This window comes from Paraburkholderia sp. DHOC27 (assembly GCF_003429005.1).
Classification (GTDB): domain Bacteria; phylum Pseudomonadota; class Gammaproteobacteria; order Burkholderiales; family Burkholderiaceae; genus Paraburkholderia.
Genome location: NZ_QVQV01000017.1, coordinates 1 through 3,018, shown reverse-complemented (window position 1 = coordinate 3,018; position 3,018 = coordinate 1). Strand labels below are relative to the sequence as shown.

General features: G+C 53.0%; 1 rRNA gene. It reads right to left on the bottom strand.

Annotated elements, in window-relative coordinates:
* Nucleotides 1-121: 121 nt before the first annotated feature.
* Nucleotides 122-3,000, bottom strand: a 23S ribosomal RNA gene (locus D0B32_RS32105).
* Nucleotides 3,001-3,018 lie beyond the last annotated feature (18 nt).

The following is a 3,018-nucleotide window of genomic DNA, read 5'->3' as shown; positions in this document are numbered from 1 at the left end:
TTGGGTTGTGTTGATTCTGGCACAACACTGATCTCAACCGTGCGTGGTGTCCTGCCCCCTTCGGGGGTGGCCCTGAGTAAGCGCTGAAGCGCTAACTCATTGCGTAAAACACACCGGTTATAGGATCAAGCCTTACGGGCAATTAGTATCAGTTAGCTTAACGCATTACTGCGCTTCCACACCTGACCTATCAACGTCCTGGTCTTGAACGACCCTTCAAGGGGCTCGAAGCCCCGGGGATATCTCATCTTAAGGCGAGTTTCCCGCTTAGATGCTTTCAGCGGTTATCTCTTCCGAACATAGCTACCCGGCGATGCCACTGGCGTGACAACCGGTACACCAGAGGTTCGTCCACTCCGGTCCTCTCGTACTAGGAGCAGCCCCCTTCAAATATCCAGCGCCCACGGCAGATAGGGACCAAACTGTCTCACGACGTTTTAAACCCAGCTCACGTACCTCTTTAAATGGCGAACAGCCATACCCTTGGGACCGGCTACAGCCCCAGGATGAGATGAGCCGACATCGAGGTGCCAAACACCGCCGTCGATATGAACTCTTGGGCGGTATCAGCCTGTTATCCCCAGAGTACCTTTTATCCGTTGAGCGATGGCCCTTCCATACAGAACCACCGGATCACTATGACCTGCTTTCGCACCTGCTCGACTTGTCGGTCTCGCAGTTAAGCACGCTTATGCCATTGCACTATCAGCACGATTTCCGACCGTACCTAGCGTACCTTCGTACTCCTCCGTTACACTTTGGGAGGAGACCGCCCCAGTCAAACTGCCTACCATGCACTGTCCCCGGCCCGGATAACGGGTCAAGGTTAGAACCTCAAACAGATCAGGGTGGTATTTCAAGGACGGCTCCACGGAAACTAGCGTTCCCGCTTCACAGCCTCCCACCTATCCTACACAGACCGGTTCAAAGTCCAATGCAAAGCTACAGTAAAGGTTCATGGGGTCTTTCCGTCTAGCCGCGGGGAGATTGCATCATCACAAACACTTCAACTTCGCTGAGTCTCGGGAGGAGACAGTGTGGCCATCGTTACGCCATTCGTGCAGGTCGGAACTTACCCGACAAGGAATTTCGCTACCTTAGGACCGTTATAGTTACGGCCGCCGTTTACCGGGACTTCAATCAAGAGCTTGCACCCCATCATTTAATCTTCCGGCACCGGGCAGGCGTCACACCCTATACGTCCACTTTCGTGTTTGCAGAGTGCTGTGTTTTTATTAAACAGTCGCAGCCACCAGTTTATTGCAACCCCTTCACCCTTCTGGCGCGAGCCAGTCAAGCTACAGGGGCGTACCTTATCCCGAAGTTACGGTACCAATTTGCCGAGTTCCTTCTCCCGAGTTCTCTCAAGCGCCTTAGAATACTCATCTCGCCCACCTGTGTCGGTTTGCGGTACGGTCTTGTTAGACTGAAGCTTAGAGGCTTTTCCTGGAACCACTTCCGATTGCTTCGTCTCCTAAGAGACTGGCCTCACACCCTTGAATTCCGCGCCCGGATTTGCCAAAGCGCCTTCTCCAATGCAAGGACCGGGACTTCCAACACCCGGACAACCTTCCGCGATCCGTCCCCCCATCGCATCTAACAATGGTGCAGGAATATTAACCTGCTTCCCATCAGCTACGCATTTCTGCCTCGCCTTAGGGGCCGACTCACCCTACGCCGATGAACGTTGCGTAGGAAACCTTGGGCTTACGGCGAGGGGGCCTTTCACCCCCTTTATCGCTACTCATGTCAGCATTCGCACTTCCGATACCTCCAGCACACTTTCCAGTGCACCTTCGCAGGCTTACGGAACGCTCTCCTACCATGCACATAAATGTGCATCCGCAGCTTCGGTATATGACTTAGCCCCGTTACATCTTCCGCGCAGGACGACTCGATCAGTGAGCTATTACGCTTTCTTTAAAGGATGGCTGCTTCTAAGCCAACCTCCTGACTGTTTTAGCCTTCCCACTTCGTTTCCCACTTAGTCATATTTGGGGACCTTAGCTGGCGGTCTGGGTTGTTTCCCTCTTGACACCGGACGTTAGCACCCGATGTCTGTCTCCCGTGATTGCACTCTTCGGTATTCGGAGTTTGCTATGGCGTAGTAATCCGCAATGGACCCCACAACCATGACAGTGCTCTACCCCCGAAGGTGATACACGAGGCACTACCTAAATAGTTTTCGGAGAGAACCAGCTATTTCCAGGTTTGTTTAGCCTTTCACCCCTATCCACAGCTCATCCCCTAACTTTTCAACGTTAGTGGGTTCGGACCTCCAGTACGTGTTACCGCACCTTCATCCTGGCCATGGATAGATCACCTGGTTTCGGGTCTACACCCAGCGACTGAACGCCCTGTTCGGACTCGCTTTCGCTACGCCTGCCCTAATCGGTTAAGCTTGCCACTGAATGTAAGTCGCTGACCCATTATACAAAAGGTACGCCGTCACCCCTTGCGAGGCTCCGACTGTTTGTATGCATGCGGTTTCAGGATCTGTTTCACTCCCCTCCCGGGGTTCTTTTCGCCTTTCCCTCACGGTACTGGTTCACTATCGGTCGATCACGAGTATTTAGCCTTGGAGGATGGTCCCCCCATCTTCAGACAGGATTTCACGTGTCCCGCCCTACTTGTCGTACACCTAGTTCTTCCTCGCTGCTTTCGTCTACAGGGCTATCACCTGCTATGGCGGCACTTTCCAGAGCCTTCGACTAACAATGAAGATAAAGAGTACAGGCTGGTCCCATTTCGCTCGCCACTACTCTGGGAATCTCGGTTGATTTCTTTTCCTGCGGTTACTTAGATGTTTCAGTTCACCGCGTTCGCTTCTCATAGCCTATGTATTCAGCTATGGATACTCCATAAGGAGTGGGTTTCCCCATTCGGACATCTACGGATCAAAGCTCGTTTGCCAGCTCCCCGTAGCTTTTCGCAGGCTACCGCGTCCTTCATCGCCTGTGATCGCCAAGGCATCCACCACATGCACTTGTTCGCTTGACCCTATAACGGGTGTGTCTC